Source organism: Acinetobacter sp. WCHA45, assembly GCF_002165255.2.
Classification (GTDB): domain Bacteria; phylum Pseudomonadota; class Gammaproteobacteria; order Pseudomonadales; family Moraxellaceae; genus Acinetobacter.
This window is the reverse complement of record NZ_CP028561.1, coordinates 1,978,757-1,995,418: the sequence shown is the minus strand read 5'-3', so window position 1 is coordinate 1,995,418 and position 16,662 is coordinate 1,978,757. Positions and strand designations below refer to the sequence as shown.

Genomic DNA, 16,662 nt, shown 5'->3' with positions numbered 1-16,662 from the left:
AGAAATAGATGAATAAAGATTCATTTAAAATAGCAAAGCCCCGATAACGAGATTATATCGGGGCTTTGAAAGTTAAATTATTTATTTAACTTAATGAATTACCATGCTTTTTGCAAAATTGCGCGAAGATCTTCTAAATTCGCTTCTTTTGGGTTGTAAATGATGGAACCATCATTTAACGCTTTTTCAGCAACTTCGTCTAACTGCGCTTCTGTCACTTTACCCGTTTCACGTAAAGTGCGTGGAAGTTTAGTAAGCGTGAATAAACGATCACGCATGGTTAAAATAGTTGCAATGGCTTTTTCTGCTCGCAGATGAGCAGGTGTCTGTGCATAGATATCTGCACCTGCAAGTGGAAGCAATAATTCACCAATCTTAGCACCATTGACTTCTTTGTTGTATTCAAGCACATATGGCAAGAATAAGTTCATGCAAAGACCATGTGGTAGGTGAGCCACCGCACCTAAGGCGTGACCAAGTGAGTGTACTAAACCAACCATTGAATTAGAGAATGCGATTCCCGCCATAGTTGATGCTTGAGCAAGCTCTAAACGACCTTGTGCATCACTTGGATTGTCTAAAACTTTGAATAAGTTTTCACTAATTTTCTTGATGCCAGCACTTGCATAAGCATCGCTTAAAGGATTCGCTGCTAAGCATGTATAAGCTTCAACACAGTGAGTGAGTGCATCCATACCTGTCATTGCGGTTAGGTGTGGTGGCAATGTTTGTGTCATGCGCGGATCAAGAATCGCTGCATGTGGCATGAGATAGTAAGAAGCAAATGCAAGTTTGACATTTTTTTGCGTATCAGAAACGACAGCAACCATAGTTGCTTCAGAACCTGTACCAGACGTTGTCGGAATCACGAAGAATGGTTTTAATGGTTTTGGTAGGTTATGCGCACCTGAGTATTGCAATAAATCATCGCCACCTTCTGAAACTAAAATATTAGTTGCTTTCGATGTATCAATAACCGAACCACCACCAATCGCAATAATCGCATCACATTTTTTTTCACGATACAGTTGTGCTGCTGCACGTACTACTTCCAAACTTGAATCAGGTGGAACGTCATCAAAAATTGCACCAATTACAGCATCTGTTGTGCTAAAAGCAGCTTCAATTGGGCTGAGTAGACCATTTGCACGTACGCCTTTATCGGTAATGATCATAGGGCGTTTTGAACCAAGAGTCGCAAGTTCAAAAGGGATGTGCTCTAACGCAGCATTACCAGCAATTACCTTTACAGGACAAAAAAATTCGTAATAAGGCTTAGCCATGTTATACGCTCCGTTTGAAATATGATTGTGCGACTTTGAGGTAGATATTTTTTGCGCCAGTGAATTTTTCTTTGAATGTTAATTCAGCTGGATAACGTTTCACAGCAAGTGAGGCAATTAATTTAGGTAGAATTAACGCTTCCATTTTATTTAAACAACGCACTAAGCGAATGGCACTTGAAACATCACCATCAGCAATCATACGGTCATTGGCAAATGCTTGAGCAGTACTTTCTTGGAAAGAAAATACCAGAAAAGCATGAGTTAAATGTTTGAAGGTAATTGTTAAATCAGGTTTGCCTTTATAGTTGGATAAAAGCTCTAATTGTTTTTCTTCGGTCACTCGTGCAATAAATGCAGGACCATTTGGGAAAACATTCATTGAAAGTATAAAGCCAACTGGAAATTTAGAGACTTCCTGTTGTACTTCGTCATCCACTTGGCTTGCCATTACTAAACCACGACCGACGACATCCATCATGAGTTTTACGTAGGCAAATTGCAAAGTGGGCTTCACTGCTTTGGTCGAAATCACTCGCGTATCCCTTGTTAAAATTATGCAAAAGCAAATTTAGAGTAATTACTCTAATTTATTTCTTTGGAATTTAAAAGTAGTTTATTCAGATTTGACTACAAGGTCATAAAAGAAATTCGTATTTTGTAAATAGCGAATAAAATCATGACAAAGTTGCTCAAAGCTTGGGTAATCTTCAAGCAAGTCTTGCAAGCGTACCATTTCTAAGCCTGCGTATCCACAAGGATTAATGGTTTGAAAGCCTGTTAAATCACAATCAATATTTAAGGCTAAACCGTGGTAACTACGACCACGGCGAATTTTAAAACCTAAAGACCCGATTTTACGACCATCAACATAGACTCCTGGCGCATCGGGCTTAGCGTAAGCGTCAATATTGTATTGTTTCAGCAAGTCAATCATGGCTTGTTCAGCAAAGCTGACTAGAGTTCGAACATGCCATTTCAAACGGTTTAAATCTAATAGGAAATAAGCAACGAGTTGACCCTTACCATGCCAAGTGACCTGTCCCCCGCGATCAGTATGGACAACTGGAAGGCTGCTGTGCGTAAGGATATGTTCAGCTTTGCCTGCTTGCCCTTGAGTCAAAACATCTTGATGTTGTAATAACCAAACTTCATCGGGTGTGGTTTCATCACGATTGGTTGTGAAGTCTTTCATTGCTTCAAAACGAGCTGTGTAGTCTTGTAGATCATTGAAACAACGAATGATTAAAGTAGGTTTTACAGAGCTCATTACAATAAAATTTCCTTTGCAGCTTTAAAGAGATAAGTGGTTGAATTATGTAATTATTTAAGTTGGATAAATAGGGGTGATCTAAAAGTCGTACGTTATTTTTTATTAAAAAAAATCCAAAACACTTTCGTATTTTGGATTTCTTATTTAAAGCGCTGTCTTAATTAAAGGGCAGGCTGCAAGATCAGCATATAGCGCATGAACTTGTTCTAACTCTTCAAAGCGTAATTGTGCGGTTAAAGAGTGGTATTTACCTGTACGTGAAGGTTGTACTTTTACTGTACCACCATCGAATTCAGGGAAGTGCTTCTGCAAAATATCAACAACAGCCACTCGAAGTTCATCCCCTGCATTACCAATCAATTTGATTGGATAGTCCATCGGGAAAACCCAAAGATGTTCTTGTAATTCACGAGAAGGAGTGCGGTCTAACATGAGCAACCTCTTAATTTGAAACGCCCGCATCAGTGCAGGCGCTTATGATCTAATAACTAAATGGGGATGAAGTACTTAACTTCAAGTCATGAACGAGGGCTTTGACCATCGTTCAAACTTTCCCAATAATTAGTCATTTTCCAAGAATGAACGTAAATGTTCAGAGCGAGAAGGGTGGCGAAGTTTACGTAACGCTTTCGCTTCAATCTGACGGATACGTTCACGTGTTACGTCAAACTGTTTACCCACTTCTTCTAAAGTATGGTCGGTTGGCATATCGATACCAAAACGCATTTTTAAGACTTTAGCTTCACGTTCTGTTAAGTTTTCAAGCACTTCACGTGTCGCTTCTTTTAAACCTTCTGAGGTCGCAGCATCGACTGGAGATGTGATGTTTGAGTCCTCAATGAAGTCACCAAGATGCGAATCTTCATCATCACCGATCGGTGTTTCCATCGAAATCGGTTCTTTTGCGATTTTAAGTACTTTACGAACTTTAACCTCGTCCATTTCAAGACGCTCACCTAATTCTTCAGGTGTCGGTTCACGTCCCATTTCTTGAAGGAGTTGACGTGATACACGATTGATCTTGTTAATCGTTTCAATCATGTGGACTGGGATACGAATAGTACGCGCTTGATCGGCAATTGAACGAGTAATCGCCTGACGAATCCACCAAGTTGCATAAGTCGAGAATTTATAACCACGACGATATTCAAACTTGTCTACAGCCTTCATCAAACCGATGTTACCTTCTTGAATCAAATCAAGGAACTGTAAGCCACGGTTGGTGTATTTCTTCGCAATCGAAATAACCAAACGTAAGTTTGCTTCAACCATTTCTTTCTTGGCACGACGTGCTTTTGCTTCACCAACTGCCATACGTTTAGAGATATCTTTGATATCTTTTACGTTCAAACCAAGGTCTTTCTCAATATCGGCAATTTTCTGTTGGAATGCCAATACGTCAGGGCGCACTTTTTCTAAATGTGCTTTGGTTTCAGCAGGGGCTTTCGCGATTTGTTCATCTAACCAAGCTGGATTTGACTCTTGTTCAGGGAAGGTTGTACGGAATTGATTACGATCCATACGACCACGACGCACTGCATAACGCATGATTTCACGTTCGTTGGTACGAATTTGTTCATGTGTGCCGCGAATCATTTCTGAAATGATGTCAAATAAACGTGGTGTGAATTTGAACATCATAAAGACTGCAGCTAAAGCTTCTAGTGCAGCTTTTGCTTCGTCACTATTACGACCATGTTTTGCTACAATTGCTTTTGTATCATTCCAAGCAGCTTCTAGTTCAGAAAAACGAACTTTGGCGATTTCAGGATCAGGTCCAGATTCACCTTCAGAATCATCATCACCTTCAGATTCTTCGTCTTCGTCATCATCATCAAGTTTTACATCTTTTGTCGCAGGTGAAGCGCTTTCAGCTTCTTCAAGTTCTGCTTCTTCTTCCAGTACTTCTGGAATGTCATCATCAGTTTCTGGGTCTAAATAGCCAGAAAGAATATCGGCAAGACGACGCTCACCTGTTAAAAAGTCATTATATTCTTGTAAAACGACTTCAACAGCATTTGGCCAATAAGCAATTGAATGTAAAACGTCACGAATACCTTCTTCGATACGTTTTGCAATGCTAATTTCGCCTTCACGCGTTAAAAGTTCAACTGTCCCCATTTCACGCATGTACATACGTACAGGGTCAGTGGTACGACCAGGCTCGCTTTCAACCGATGCGAGTACGGCAGCAGCTTCTTCTTCAGCGACTTCGTCCGCAGCTTCAGTAGATTCACCAAACATGGTGTCATCAGTTTCTGGCGCACGTTCATGAACTGGAATACCAACGTCTTGAAGCATCTGGATGATGTCTTCAATCTGCTCACTTTCCGTAATTGAGTCTGGTAGATGATCGTTAACCTCAGCGTAAGTTAAGTAACCTTGTTCTTTGCCTCGGCTAATCAGAGCCGCTACTTGCGAAGTAGGGGAATTCATATCGCTCATCTTTGCTTACTCTTTTGTTGAATCTGTGGCGGTGAAAAACCGTGCATGATAGCACAATTCACGAGGAATGTTTTGGATTTGATCCGCTAGCTTTAAATAAAAAATAGGTTGGATTGAACTGTAGTTTCTTAGATATTGGGATGTGTCATAATTTTTCAAGCAGAGAATTCCTATTCAAGAATTTTTTCATTTGTACAATTGTTAGAATATAAATACACAAAAAAAACGATGAAAAAAAGTAAAAAACACTATTTTATAGTAAAAAAATCAAATAAAACTTGACAAGGTTTGATAAGACCGATAAATAGCGGCTAGACCCATTTATATTTTTTCATTTAGAGGTGCTGTTAGTGTCTTCTACAGATTTCGAATTAGATGATGATAACTACGGTGAGGATGATGTTGGTTTTGATGAGTCATCAGGCAAAATCAGTGCCAAAGAATCATTAGAAAAGCGCCGTTTGATTGATGATCTACTCGCTCAACGCCGTTTAGAACGAGAATTAAAAGATTTCGATTATGATTTCGACGACGATGATTTGGATGACTAAAGTGAAGCAAAATTGCTAAGACTTTATGTTTGAAAATGTTATGCTGTTGCCGTGTATTTAAAATTTGGATCATAAAATGAGCACATTAGATTTAGACTTATTGAGTAATTTTCTTGACGGTGATCAAAATGAGCACGGTTTAGATTTTGCAGCGACTCATGGCTTTTTGTGTGCTATTGCGGTTGGTCCAAAATTTGATCGTTGGTTGGATGAGCTTTTTGAGAGTAATCAAAAGAAAGTTCCTAGTGAAATCATTGAACAAATCAAAGCTTGGTTAGAGTCTATTCGCCAAGATTTAGCCAATGAAAACGGAATTGAATTCCCTTTTGAAATTGAAGAAGCAGATGTTGATTCAAGTTTAGGTGATTGGAGCGTTGGTTTTGTTGATGCAATGTTCTTAAATGAAGAGGCATGGTTTGCTCCAGAGTTTGAAGAACAATTGGTTGATTTAACTTTACCAATTATGGTGTTTAGTGGCATTGATGAAGAAGATCCACAAATGGAATCTTTCCGCCGCAATGGTCAATTGATGGATGAATTAGCAGAAGAAATTCCTGATAATTTGAACGAAATTTATCTTATGTATCACACGCCAGCGTGATGCTACATCTTATGCAGTTACAAAAGTAATGCATAATTTGACACCAAATTAAATATTAAACGTCCTTTAGAGGACGTTTTTTATATCTCGTTTGGGAGTTAAGGTTTTTGTGATTGAGGAAGCATCAAGTGGAGATCACTATTCAATGCTTTTATATTTCTCTTCGCTATTTAATCTATTTGTGGTGATTTGCCCAGAGACCAAACATTTTCATAGGCGATTACTTTACCCTTAAGATTCTCTGTTATTGTTTCCAATAATTTAATTTGATAATGCGTTGCATAGTGCTCAGTTAATTCATGTTCAGAAACGGAGAATGGTGGTCCTTTAAGTGAGTTTTGATCATATTCAAGGCTAATTAATAGCTGAGGTGCTTGTTTTGTAATGTCTAACAAATGTTGTGTGTATTGGCTTCGCATTTGCGGTGGAAGAGCGATTAGGGCAGCTCGATCATAAACAGCATCTACATCACCAAGTTGTTGTGCTGTTAACTGGAAAAAATCACCAACGAATAATTCAATTTGAGGATGTTGATAGTGAGTCAATTCACCTGATTATGCCTCTTTAAAGCTCAATCCTAAATTTGAAATAAGATCTTGGATTGCAATAGGGCTAAGATCAATACCAACTATTTGATAACCCTGATTGATTAGCCAGCTTATATCTAAACTTTTACCACAAAGTGGAACAAAAATACGAGCATGAGGCTTTAAATCTAATGATCTAAAATATTGGGTGAGTAGGGCGTGAGGTTGGTCTTGATGAAAACCAATATTATTGTTTTGCCATTTGTCATGCCAAAAATCATGTTGCATTATTTGAACCTCAGTATCCATTTAAATAGAGTTGAAAATGTCATCTACTATTTTTTTGATAAATAGAATTTTTTGATTAAGAACCAAAGTACGTATGCTATTGCAATAGCTAAAATAATAGTGCCAATACGCTGTGTAATAGCACTCATCAATGCTGGATTTTCACTAAAATGATAACCAACATAGGCAAGAAGAGTGGTCCAAAGAATTGTACCTGCAGCACTGTAAGCCATGAACTTACTAAAAGGCATTTTGCTCATACCTGCTGGGATACTAATTAAAGAGCGAACTGCAGGTACCATACGACCAAAAAAAACGATCCTATGCCCATATTTTTCAAACCAAGCCAATGATTTTTCAAGATCAGCAACACTAATACGTAGGTATTTTCCGTAGCGTTCGACAAGAGTAAAAAGGTGGTGTTGCGGGATCTTTCTACCAATCCAATACAGTAATGCCGCGGCTAGAAGTGAGCCGATACTACCAGCAATAATCACTCCGATTAAAGTCAGTTCACCTTTTGCCGCAGTATAGCCTGCGGATGGCATAATGATTTCGGATGGAATTGGTGGGAAAATATTATCAAGAAACATTAAAAATGCGATACCCAAGTATCCTAGTTTCTCCATGATGGATAATACCCAGCCTTCCAGTCCCATAGCGCCTAAATGTGATTTGTGAGTTAGGGGTTAGAATAATGCTTGTCTAGATAACTCTCAATGATGTATTGGTTAATAATTTTGATGATTAAAATAAAAAAAAAGCCTTAGTTTGAGCTAAGGCTTTTGATTAAATCTTTATACTTATTTATAGGCGTTTGCGTTTTGCCGCTGCAATTTGTGACTGACGCATACGGAAGCCAGCTTTTTGTTTATCCGTAGTTTTATCAATACAGTAAACACAAGACACACCGTGTTCATAGCTTGGTAATTCAGCTTCAACCTTAGTAAGTGGCCATCCACAAGCGTGACACTTAATATTTTCACCTTCTGCAACGCCGTGAGTCACCGCAGTACGACCATCAAATACAAAGCATTCACCTTCCCACATACTTTCTTCGGCAGGGGTTTCTTCTAGATATTTTAAAATACCGCCTTTGAGATGATAAACTTCATTAAAGCCTTCTTGAAGAAGGAGAGAAGTTGATTTCTCGCAACGAATACCGCCCGTACAGAACATCGCAATTTTTTTGTCTTTATGTTGTTCAAGGTTTTGTTTTACATATTCCGGAAATTCACGGAAACTTTCAGTTTTCGGATCAATCGCACCTTTAAATGTACCCGCTTTGTATTCATAGTCATTACGAGTGTCGATCAGGATCACGTCATCACGACTAATCAGATCATTCCACTCTTTAGGATCAAGATAGTGGCCAACTAAATCACGTGGCTTAACGTCGACACCTAAAGTGACAATTTCATTTTTAAGTTTAATTTTCATTTTACGGAATGGTTTTTCAGAGCTTTCAGACTCTTTATATTCCATTGCATTGAAACCTTCGTTTAAAAGGAATTGATGAACGGTATCAATCGCGGCACGGTCGCCAGCAACAGTTCCATTAATTCCTTCAGACGCTACAATCAGAGTTCCACATAAATTGATGCTCTTCACTAAGTTCAAAAGACGTTGTTGCAGGTCTGCTGCATCTGAAACTTCTTTAAATTGATATAGCGCCGCAACAACCCAATTATTGGTCGCTTGCTGTTCTACAGGTGCAAGCTGTTCTACAGTAGCGTTCATGGATAACTCCAAATGTATTAAGATAGAAAAATAAGGCGCACATTTTAGCGTGAAATCTGAAAATAAGCGAGAAAGCCATAAAACAAATATGGTTTTAAAGGAGTTGGTTTTGAGTAACGATCGTCGAATTCCATCATTGACCCCCTGTGCAGGACGTTGCTCAACGGTATTTGGTGATCTGGTTTGTCGTGGTTGTCGACGTTTTAATCATGAAGTGATTCAGTGGAACACCTACACGTCTGAGCAAAGACTCATGGTTTGGAGGCGATTGGATGCACAATTGAATCAAATATTAGTACCTTTGCTACCTCATGCGAATCTTCAACATATTGAAGGTTTTATTCACAGTAAACATATTCGTGTCTTAGAGACAGCAACGACAGGGCGGAAGTTGTATCATGCTTTGAAAATTTGCGAGAAGAATAAGCATTTGGCACATGATAGTGGGCTTGGTATTACAGAGTCACAGGTTAAACCCATTTGGGATGAGTTTGAGCGACGTGTGCTGGCTTTGGCGAAGGCGAGTTATGAATTGGCATGGTTACGTGCAGATGGTATCAGTGCAACCTTGTTACGTGCCTTAGAAGAAGATGAGATCTAAAAAGATTTTTTACGAAAAGTTAGCCAATAAATAACCATTTCAGCAATTAATACATTGATCGTCCAGCCCAGCCATGCTTCAAGCTGATAAATGTGGATTGGTGTAAGCCAATCCCAATAGGGTTGAATTTGGTAAAGTGCAAGTTTCCATGTTCTTAAGCTTAATGCAGATAATGCTAAAGCAAAACTTCGAATCATCCAGTTACGATGTGCAATCCATTTTTTTTCAAAAGCATAATAAAGTGCAAATAGGGTACTTGTTCCCCATAATAATCCAAGAATGACAAAGCAGATTTGAGTACTTAGACCTCCATTTGCTGAGATTGCAAGAATGAAGCCGCTAGGCAAGGCGGCTCCAAGTGTTGCAATAATATAAAGCCAGCCCGCATAGCGATGTAAACGTGGTGTGTTGTTACGAATTGAATTTGAGAATTGGGTAAAACCCGCCAATAATACCAAGCTGCTAGTGATAACATGAGTTTGAAATGCAAAGCGCCAAGGCTGAGAGTGTACGACATCTTGCTTAAGAACTAAAAAATTGGTGCTATCCGACCAAGGGAAATAATTCAGGCAGATTTTAAGCATTAACCAAGATAGATAGCCGAAAACTAATATGATGATCAATTGAGAGAATCGGTTGAGTATTTTCCACATAAATATTGATCACTGATATGCTGTGCAAGCAAAATAATTTAAATAGTCTTTTTAGATGAGAACATTAAAATGAATAAACCTAAACAATTATTAATTGCGATTGCTATTTTATCAAGCACTCCGCTGACTTTAGCACAGCCCGCTCAAATAGCACCTTCATGGACAGGGTTATATAACGATGAACAAAAAATTTCTTTGTTTATGCAGCAAAAAGGTAATGATGTTAATGGTTATAGTGTTTTGAATGGTAAGAAACTAAATTTTAAAGGGAAAATTAAGCAAACTGATTCAAATTATACATTAACCTTGAATGAGGTTGGGCAAGGTGTGGATGTTGGTCGATTCGTATTGAATTATAAAGGGAATACTTCACCGATTGAAGCGCAATGGTTGTCTGTAAGTCAAACGGTAAAACCTAAATTTTTTAGTTTAAATGCACAGCAATGTAAATATGCAAAAGGGCAAGGTGAATTTCCTGATGCTTCGGTGCGTTTGTTGAAAGATGCTGATTTACAAGTGCCTTTAGGGCAGTTGCAATATATGCGTAATGAAATTTATGCACGTCATGGTTATGCTTTTCAGAATAAAAATTGGGCAACTACATTTTCGCAATATGATTGGTATATGCCTTGCTATACCAATGTGGATACACGTCTAACTCAAATTGAAAAAGAAAATATCAGGCGGATTAAAATGGTCGAACCTTATGCAAAAGATATAGATTGGGGGCGTTAAGATATTTCTATTTTTTGTGCATAAAAAAGCTGCCATTTGGCAGCTTTTTTAACATTAATTTTAAAAATAAAATTAACGTTTGATGTCGCGTTGAGTCGAGCCTGTGTAAAGCTGACGTGGACGACCGATCTTGTAAGGACCGCTGTGCATTTCTAACCAGTGGCTGATCCAACCAACAGTACGTGCAAGAGCGAAAATTACAGTAAACATTTCTGTTGGGATACCAATCGCTTTTAAGATGATACCTGAGTAGAAGTCTACGTTCGGGTAAAGCTTACGCTCTACGAAGTACGGGTCGTTCAATGCAATACGCTCAAGTTCCATAGCAAGCTGCAATTGTGGATCGTTGATGCCTAAGGCTTCAAGAACTTCGTCACAAGTTTGCTTCATTACTTTAGCGCGAGGGTCAAAGTTTTTATAAACGCGGTGACCGAAGCCCATAAGCTTCACTTCTTTACGTTTTACTTTTTCCATGAATTCAGCAACGTTTTCAACGCTACCAATTTCATCTAACATTTTAAGTACAGCTTCGTTTGCACCACCGTGAGCAGGTCCCCAAAGTGCAGAGATACCAGCAGAGATACATGCATATGGGTTCGCACCAGTAGAACCAGCAAGGCGAACTGTAGACGTAGATGCATTTTGCTCGTGGTCAGCATGAAGCGTGAAGATACGATCCATTGCACGTGCAAGAACAGGATTTACTTTGTAGTCACGATCAGCAGGCGTAGCAAACATCATGTGCAAGAAGTTTTCTGCATAACCTAAGTCATTACGTGGGTAAATGAATGGTTGACCTACAGTGTACTTGTAGCTCCACGCTGCAAGCGTAGGGATTTTCGCGATTAAGCGAATTGCAGTAATTTCACGATGGTTAACATCTTCGATGTCTAAACCGTTGTGATAAAACGCAGATAACGCACCTACTACACCAACCATGATTGCCATAGGGTGAGCATCACGACGGAAACCATTGAAGAAACGGCTTACTTGGTCATGAACCATAGTGTGGTTGCGAACTTTAGCATCAAATTCTGCTTTCTGTTCAGCATTTGGAAGCTCGCCATTTAATAATAAGTAGCAAGTTTCTAAATAGTCTGCTTGAGTCGCTAATTGATCAATCGGATAGCCACGGTGTAATAACACACCTTTGTCACCATCAATGAATGTGATCTTAGATTCGCAAGCAGCTGTCGCCATAAAACCAGGATCGAAAGTAAAATGACCAGATGCTAATACATCTTTAACGTCAATTACATCTGGGCCCAATGTGCCGCTGTAAATTGGTAATTCAATTTCTTTGCCATCAAGCTGTAATACGGCTTTTTTGCCAGTTGCTGCAGACATTCAATAGATCTCCTGTCCTGGTGAATGATTATCTGACTCGAAATCCTAATCTTGTCATGTGCGAATCAGACGGTGTCAAAATTTGCTATAAGATTAGTGGCTACTAAAATTTTGTCAATTATACTTAGGGATAAAAAATAACGTTATTGCAGTCAACTAGTCATTTAGTATCAAAGAAAAAATTGAGTAAAATCACAGCATCGGTCGAGTATAATATGTCAAATCAGGTTTGAGGTGCATAAAAAAAATGAAGCACCAGTACAATTGTAAGTAAATTTTTATCCGAGTTATATTTTGGTGCTTAAAAAATAAATACTTACCACAATTCAAAAGCCTATATATCTCAGGGTTTAGAATTAACTATCCATTAAAAAATAGATTAAAAGTTTTATATATTGAGTCATAATTGATTCATTATGGTGCGATTAACTGTATAAAAAATAGCTTATTTTTTGTGGCTAATTGGTGTGAGGAAACAGATTATTGATCCCTGATATTTAATATATAAATGAGGGGTATTATTTTCGCCTATATTTAAGATTGTATTTTTTGATTAATTTTTAGACATTAAGTGGAGTGTTATTGAAATATATTAGAAATAATTTTGACAAAAAATTTAGTAAACTAAAAAATAATAACTTATATTTTATTTTTATATAACAGTAATATATTGGGTTTTATTGCTGTTTCCAACGCAGCTTAAACACGCATTAAATGTGAATGATTCTTATTTCATTGGATTTTCGACTAAAGCGAAAACTGATTGTTTGTATTTTGATATTTCACGTTTTATAATTCGTTGTCGTTATATAGGTTAGGCGTGCATTATGCTTGCCTGACTATGCCAGCTTTCCTTTGAATTAATTCAAACAAACTCCAGATGGAGTTTCTACCTACAGGATGCCCGCTGTGAAAAGCAACAGACCTGTCAATTTGTCCATGGGTCAGGTGTTAGCGGTAAATTTACGCTCACCCGTGGCTATTGCATCAATTCTACACCGTTTATCAGGTGTAATCGTTTTCTTATTAGTCGCTGTTCTTTTGTGGATTTTGGATAAATCTTTATCTTCACCAGAAGGATTTGACTACGTTAAAAATGTCGTTTTCGGAAATATCATTGTACGTTTCATCGTATGGGTATTTGTAGCTGGGTTAATTTTCCACTTTATTGCAGGAATCAAGCACTTGCTTGCTGACATGGGTTTTGCGGAAGAATTACAAAGCGGTCGTATCGCAGCTACTATTTCATTGATCTTGTCTGCGCTTGGAATTATCGCAGCTTTCGTATGGATTATGTTCTGATGAAAAGTGCTACAGGTTTAACAGGTTCAGGTTCTCGCGATTGGTATATCCAGCGTGTGAGTGCGGTTGTATTGGCTGCCTATACTGTTGTTCTGTTTGGCTGGATTCTCTGCAACAGCGGATTTGGCTATGAACAGTGGGCTGGCTTTATGTTGACTCTGCCAATGAAGATTTTCTCTTTGTTGGCCGTATTATCGCTCGTTGCACATGCCTGGATTGGGATGTGGCAAGTCTTTACTGATTATGTAACGACTCGTCAAATGGGTTCTTCGGCTTCAGGTTTACGCCTTGTACTCACTACAGCTGTCATTATTTCAGTGTTCGTGTACGCAATCTGGGGTATCCAGATTTTCTGGGCAAATTGATAGGAAGAGATCATGGGCGCAATTAACCCTAAAGAAGATTATTCAAATATTCAAAACCTCACTTTCGATGCAGTTATTGTTGGTGGTGGTGGTTCTGGTATGCGTGCTTCTTACCAACTTGCTCAAGCTGGTTTAAAAGTTGCAGTATTGACCAAAGTATTCCCGACACGTTCGCATACTGTTGCTGCTCAAGGCGGTATTGGTGCATCGTTAGGTAACATGCAAGAAGATAACTGGCATTATCACTTCTATGACACGGTTAAAGGTTCGGATTGGTTAGGCGATCAGGACGCAATCGAGTTCATGACACGTGAAGCGCCAAAAGTTGTTTATGAGCTTGAGCACTTAGGTATGCCGTTTGACCGTAACGAAGATGGTACGATCTATCAGCGTCCATTTGGTGGTCACTCTGCAAACTACGGTGAAAAAGCTGTACCGCGTGCGTGTGCTGCTGCTGACCGTACAGGTCATGCATTACTTCATACTTTGTATCAAAGTAACGTAAAAATGGGTACTCAGTTTTACGTTGAATGGATTGCATTAGACCTAATCCGTAACGAAGCAGGTGATGTTCTTGGTGTAACCGCAATTGACCAAGAAACAGGTAATATTGCAGTATTCCAAGCGAAAGCGACTTTATTTGCTACTGGTGGTGCTGGTCGTGTTTATCGTGCATCAACCAATGCTTATATCAACACTGGTGATGGTCTTGGTATGGCTGCTCGCGCAGGTATTCCATTACAAGATATGGAATTCTGGCAATTCCACCCAACGGGTGTTGCGGGTGCGGGCGTATTGTTAACTGAAGGTTGTCGTGGTGAAGGTGGTATCCTTCGTAACAAAGACGGCGAACCATTCATGGAACGTTATGCTCCAACTTTAAAAGACTTGGCGCCACGTGACTTCGTATCACGTTCAATGGACCAAGAAATTAAAGAAGGTCGTGGTTGTGGTCCTAAGGCGGATTATATCTTGTTAGATATGACGCATTTGGGTGCTGAAACGATTATGAAACGTCTACCATCTGTATTTGAGATTGGTAAGAAGTTCGCAAACGTTGACTGTACCAAAGAGCCAATTCCAGTTGTACCAACAATCCATTATCAAATGGGTGGTATTCCGACCAATATTCATGGTCAAGTGGTTGTACCACACGGTGTTGAAGAGGGTGAATTCTCTGCGCACTATGATAAAGATACTAAAGAGTATTCTTATAAAGGTACACGTGACTATGTGAAACCAGTAAAAGGTTTCTATGCGATCGGTGAATGTTCTTGCGTATCAGTACATGGTGCAAACCGTTTAGGTACAAACTCATTGCTTGACCTTGTGGTATTTGGTAAAGCAGCGGGTGAACACATCATTGACTACGTGACTAAACATCATGGTGATGACTATCAACCGCTTCCGACTGATGTGTTGGAAAATACATTAAAGCGTATTCGTAAGTTAGATGATTCAACGACGGGTGAAAACGCGCAAGAAGTTGCTGATGCAATCCGTGACATCGTACAAGATCACGCAGGTGTATTCCGTACTCAAGCATTGCTTGATAAAGGCGTAAAAGAAATTCTTGCGATTGAGCCACGTGTTCGTAACATTCATTTGAAAGACAAATCTAAAGTATTTAACACTGCACGTGTTGAAGCATTGGAAGTTGAAAACTTGTATGAAGTTGCGAAAGCGACTTTGATTTCTGCTGCTGCACGTAAAGAATGTCGTGGTGCGCATACAGTTGTTGACTATGAGTTAGCACCTGATCACCCAACTTATTCATACGGTCGCCGTGATGATGAGTGGATGAAGCATACTTTATGGTATTCATCAGACAACCGTCTTGAATATAAGCCGGTACGTTTCAGCCCATTAACGGTTGAAGCAATTGAACCTAAGCCACGTACATTCTAATCGGGAGAACAAAGATGAGTAGAGGTACTCGTACATTCGAAATCTACCGCTATGATCCTGATAAGGATAAAGCGCCGTACATGCAAACTTTCAAACTTGAGTTAACCGATAAGCACCGTATGTTGCTTGATGCGTTACTTGCGTTGAAAGTACAAGATGAGTCATTAACATTCCGTCGCTCTTGCCGTGAAGGTATTTGTGGTTCGGATGGTGTGAACATCAATGGTAAAAATGGTTTAGCGTGCTTGTGGAATTTGAACGATTTACCAGAGAAGATTGTGATCCGTCCTTTACCTGGTTTACCAGTGGTAAAAGATTTGGTTGTAGACATGAACCAGTTCTATGATCAATATGACAAGATCCAACCGTTCTTGATTAACAATCAGCCTGCACCAGCAAAAGAGCGTTTACAGTCTCAAGCAGATCGTGAACATCTTGATGGTTTGTATGAATGTATTCTATGTGCATGTTGTTCAACATCATGCCCATCATTCTGGTGGAACCCTGATAAATTCCTCGGACCATCTGCATTGCTAAATGCTTATCGCTTTATTATTGACTCTCGTGATACGGCAACACAAGAGCGTTTGGCTCGTTTAGACGACCCATTCTCTTTGTTCCGTTGTAAAGGGATCATGAACTGTGTATCAGTTTGTCCTAAAGGTTTAAACCCGACGAAGGCAATTGGTCACATTCGTAATATGTTGTTAGACCAAGCTGGTTAATACAGTTTTCTGACATGTGAAAAGGGAACTTTTTAAAAGTTCCCTTTTTTATTTTGTTTAAATCCTTTTTTGTGTTGGGAGGTGCAAGGCTTATTATCGAGTCCTTAAAAAATATTATTGAGTGTTGAAATTTATAAATTTTGAGCTTAATAAAAATGACTTGGATGAATAGGAAAAATGAATGATCTATTTTTAGGCGCTCTGCATAATGTTTGTGCAAGAATTGTAGAAAATCTTTAACTTTGGTCGATAAGGGTGCAACAATTATAAAAAGGGCGGTATATTAGAATATAATGAAGAATGTGTATTTCGCTGCTT

The 16,662-nt window shown here is 38.9% G+C and carries 17 protein-coding genes and 1 pseudogene; 8 read left to right on the top strand and 10 right to left on the bottom strand.

Going from position 1 to position 16,662, the window contains the following annotated elements; translation table 11 throughout:
* Window positions 1-98: 98 nt before the first annotated feature.
* The 5 genes from CDG55_RS10990 to rpoD all read right to left on the bottom strand — a co-directional run bounded on the left by CDG55_RS10990 (window position 99) and on the right by rpoD (window position 5,001).
* A complete protein-coding gene (locus CDG55_RS10990) occupies window positions 99-1,283 on the bottom strand; it encodes an iron-containing alcohol dehydrogenase (RefSeq protein ID WP_005161786.1) in 1,185 nt (394 codons plus the stop codon).
* A gap of 1 nt (window position 1,284) precedes the next feature.
* Complete coding sequence (locus tag CDG55_RS10985) at window positions 1,285-1,818, bottom strand: hypothetical protein (RefSeq protein WP_087536954.1); 534 nt, start codon at window positions 1,816-1,818, stop codon at window positions 1,285-1,287.
* Window positions 1,819-1,899: 81 nt separating this feature from the next.
* On the bottom strand, window positions 1,900-2,553 hold the full coding sequence (gene lipB, locus CDG55_RS10980; RefSeq protein ID WP_087536953.1) for a lipoyl(octanoyl) transferase LipB: 654 nt from the start codon (window positions 2,551-2,553) through the stop codon (window positions 1,900-1,902).
* Window positions 2,554-2,700: 147 nt separating this feature from the next.
* Window positions 2,701-2,988 carry a YbeD family protein gene (locus CDG55_RS10975; protein WP_004664473.1) on the bottom strand — a complete coding sequence of 96 codons (288 nt, stop codon included), beginning with the start codon at window positions 2,986-2,988 and terminating at the stop codon, window positions 2,701-2,703.
* Between the two features lie 129 nt (window positions 2,989-3,117).
* Entirely contained in the window at window positions 3,118-5,001 is a 1,884-nt protein-coding gene (rpoD, locus tag CDG55_RS10970) for an RNA polymerase sigma factor RpoD (protein ID WP_004664471.1), read from the bottom strand.
* 350 nt (window positions 5,002-5,351) lie between these two features.
* On the opposite strand from rpoD, the gene CDG55_RS10965 reads away from it, so the two are divergent.
* On the top strand, window positions 5,352-5,552 hold the full coding sequence (locus CDG55_RS10965) for a PA3496 family putative envelope integrity protein (RefSeq protein WP_004664469.1): 201 nt from the start codon (window positions 5,352-5,354) through the stop codon (window positions 5,550-5,552).
* A gap of 76 nt (window positions 5,553-5,628) precedes the next feature.
* Entirely contained in the window at window positions 5,629-6,153 is a 525-nt protein-coding gene (locus CDG55_RS10960) for a YecA family protein (protein ID WP_005161776.1), read from the top strand.
* Window positions 6,154-6,323: 170 nt separating this feature from the next.
* On the opposite strand, the pseudogene tmpT reads toward CDG55_RS10960, so the two are convergent.
* From tmpT to CDG55_RS10945, 3 genes and pseudogenes are all read right to left on the bottom strand, one after another.
* Window positions 6,324-6,968 (bottom strand): annotated as a pseudogene (gene tmpT, locus CDG55_RS10955) (thiopurine S-methyltransferase).
* A 47-nt stretch (window positions 6,969-7,015) separates the two neighbouring features.
* Entirely contained in the window at window positions 7,016-7,627 is a 612-nt protein-coding gene (locus CDG55_RS10950; protein ID WP_087536952.1) for a DedA family protein, read from the bottom strand.
* 148 nt (window positions 7,628-7,775) lie between these two features.
* Window positions 7,776-8,708 carry a rhodanese-related sulfurtransferase gene (locus tag CDG55_RS10945; RefSeq protein WP_087536951.1) on the bottom strand — a complete coding sequence of 311 codons (933 nt, stop codon included), beginning with the start codon at window positions 8,706-8,708 and terminating at the stop codon, window positions 7,776-7,778.
* Window positions 8,709-8,817: 109 nt separating this feature from the next.
* Between CDG55_RS10945 and CDG55_RS10940 the strand changes: the two genes are divergently transcribed.
* Window positions 8,818-9,309 carry a DUF1289 domain-containing protein gene (locus tag CDG55_RS10940; protein ID WP_087536971.1) on the top strand — a complete coding sequence of 164 codons (492 nt, stop codon included), beginning with the start codon at window positions 8,818-8,820 and terminating at the stop codon, window positions 9,307-9,309.
* On the opposite strand, the gene CDG55_RS10935 is transcribed toward CDG55_RS10940, so the two are convergent.
* A complete protein-coding gene (locus CDG55_RS10935) occupies window positions 9,306-9,962 on the bottom strand; it encodes a DUF2306 domain-containing protein (protein WP_087536950.1) in 657 nt (218 codons plus the stop codon). The genes CDG55_RS10940 and CDG55_RS10935 overlap by 4 nt on opposite strands.
* A 69-nt stretch (window positions 9,963-10,031) precedes the next feature.
* Between CDG55_RS10935 and CDG55_RS10930 the strand changes: the two genes are divergently transcribed.
* Complete coding sequence (locus CDG55_RS10930; RefSeq protein ID WP_087536949.1) at window positions 10,032-10,697, top strand: YARHG domain-containing protein; 666 nt, start codon at window positions 10,032-10,034, stop codon at window positions 10,695-10,697.
* A 72-nt stretch (window positions 10,698-10,769) separates the two neighbouring features.
* Here the strand turns inward: CDG55_RS10930 and gltA are convergent, their stop codons facing one another.
* Window positions 10,770-12,044 carry a citrate synthase gene (gene gltA, locus CDG55_RS10925; protein ID WP_005161757.1) on the bottom strand — a complete coding sequence of 425 codons (1,275 nt, stop codon included), beginning with the start codon at window positions 12,042-12,044 and terminating at the stop codon, window positions 10,770-10,772.
* A 900-nt stretch (window positions 12,045-12,944) separates the two neighbouring features.
* On the opposite strand from gltA, the gene sdhC reads away from it, so the two are divergent.
* From sdhC to CDG55_RS10905, 4 genes are read left to right on the top strand one after another with little or no spacing between them, the layout of a single operon-like run.
* A complete protein-coding gene (gene sdhC / locus CDG55_RS10920; protein ID WP_087536948.1) occupies window positions 12,945-13,346 on the top strand; it encodes a succinate dehydrogenase, cytochrome b556 subunit in 402 nt (133 codons plus the stop codon).
* A complete protein-coding gene (sdhD, locus tag CDG55_RS10915; RefSeq protein ID WP_087536947.1) occupies window positions 13,346-13,711 on the top strand; it encodes a succinate dehydrogenase, hydrophobic membrane anchor protein in 366 nt (121 codons plus the stop codon). The genes sdhC and sdhD overlap by 1 nt, the downstream gene beginning before the upstream one ends.
* Window positions 13,712-13,723: 12 nt before the next feature.
* Window positions 13,724-15,619, top strand: a complete 1,896-nt coding sequence (gene sdhA / locus CDG55_RS10910) for a succinate dehydrogenase flavoprotein subunit (protein WP_004664448.1) — start codon at window positions 13,724-13,726, stop codon at window positions 15,617-15,619.
* Window positions 15,620-15,633: 14 nt separating this feature from the next.
* Window positions 15,634-16,344, top strand: a complete 711-nt coding sequence (locus CDG55_RS10905; protein ID WP_005161752.1) for a succinate dehydrogenase iron-sulfur subunit — start codon at window positions 15,634-15,636, stop codon at window positions 16,342-16,344.
* Window positions 16,345-16,662 lie beyond the last annotated feature (318 nt).